The sequence below is a fragment of the Frankia sp. CoWAU3 genome, from assembly GCF_977971855.1.
The window spans coordinates 6,498-7,675 of the sequence record NZ_CDWWXB010000110.1 but is presented as its reverse complement, the minus strand read 5'-3'; the positions used below and the strand labels follow the sequence as shown (position 1 = coordinate 7,675).

At 70.5% G+C, this 1,178-nt stretch carries 2 protein-coding genes; one reads left to right on the top strand and one right to left on the bottom strand.

Annotated features, from left to right (window positions below; all coding sequences use genetic code 11):
* Positions 1-815: class I SAM-dependent methyltransferase (locus AC08ON_RS11285; protein WP_476616929.1), on the top strand; the 815-nt coding region annotated here is incomplete at its 5' end.
* A gap of 27 nt (positions 816-842) precedes the next feature.
* Here the strand turns inward: AC08ON_RS11285 and AC08ON_RS11280 are convergent.
* Positions 843-1,178: hypothetical protein (locus tag AC08ON_RS11280; RefSeq protein ID WP_476616928.1), on the bottom strand; the 336-nt coding region annotated here is incomplete at its 5' end.

Below are 1,178 nucleotides of genomic sequence, written 5' to 3'. Positions count from 1 at the left end.
AGGCGGGCGTGCCGACCCGCGAGGAGTTCTTCGGCGCGGAGCTCGCCCGCCAGCTCGTCGCGGAGGGTCGCAAGGCCGATGTGATCATAGCGAACAACGTGATGGCCCACGTCCCGGACCTCAACAGCTTCGTCGAGGGCTTCTCGATCCTGCTCGCCGACGGCGGCCTCGTCGACGTCGAGAACCCCGGGGTCGGCGCGTTGCTGGCCCACACCGAGTTCGACACGGTCTACCACGAGCACTTCTGCTACTTCTCCACGATCGCGGTCGACGCCCTGATGCGCCGGCACGGCCTCGCGCTCGTCGGCGTCCAGGAGTTCCCCGAGCTGCACGGCGGCACCCTGCGGTGGAGCATGCAGCACACCGCCACCGCGGACCCGGCCGAGTCGGTGGCGGCGGTGCTCGACGCCGAGCGGGCTGCCGGGCTCGACACGTTCGACCGGTACGCCAGCTTCGGCGACGACGTCCGCGCCGTGCAGGACGAGCTGGTGGCGTTGCTGCGCTCGCTGCGCGCCGACGGTAGGACCATCGCCGCCTACGGCGCGGCGGCCAAGGGAGCGACCCTGCTGAACTCCAGCGGCATCGGTACCGACCTGCTCGATTTCGTCGTCGACCGCAACATCCACAAGCAGGGCCGGTACCTGCCCGGCGCCCGGTTGCCGATCCTCGATCCTGCCGTCCTGCTGGAGCGGCAGCCCGACTATCTGCTGCTGCTGGCGTGGAACGTGAAGAAGGAGATCATCGCCCAGCAGACCGAGTACGCCGCGCGCGGTGGCTCCTTCATCGTGCCGGTTCCCCGGCCCGTAGTGCTGTAGGCAACCCATCGTGGTCTCAGGCCGTCGTTATTTCCGTCCGTGGTTGTGCGGACCCTGCTCGCTGGGCCGGCTGAGCCGGTCGGGCTGGTCGAGAGAGCGGGTATGACGGACATCGACGTGGACCTGAGAGCCACGGGTGGGGAGGACGACTCCCCACCCGAGGGTTCCCCTGACGAGACCCGGTACGTGCCACGATCCCAGCGTCCCGCGCGGGCGACCGGGCAGCGTCCCGGAGAGCGGACCGAACGTCTCGGCGAAGGGTTCGAACGCCGTGGCGGCCGCCGACCCGGTGAGGTTTTCGAGGTGTCCACGGGGCCGATCCGCCCGCAGCCCGCTCCGGCGCCGGCGCCGCGGCCGGAATCC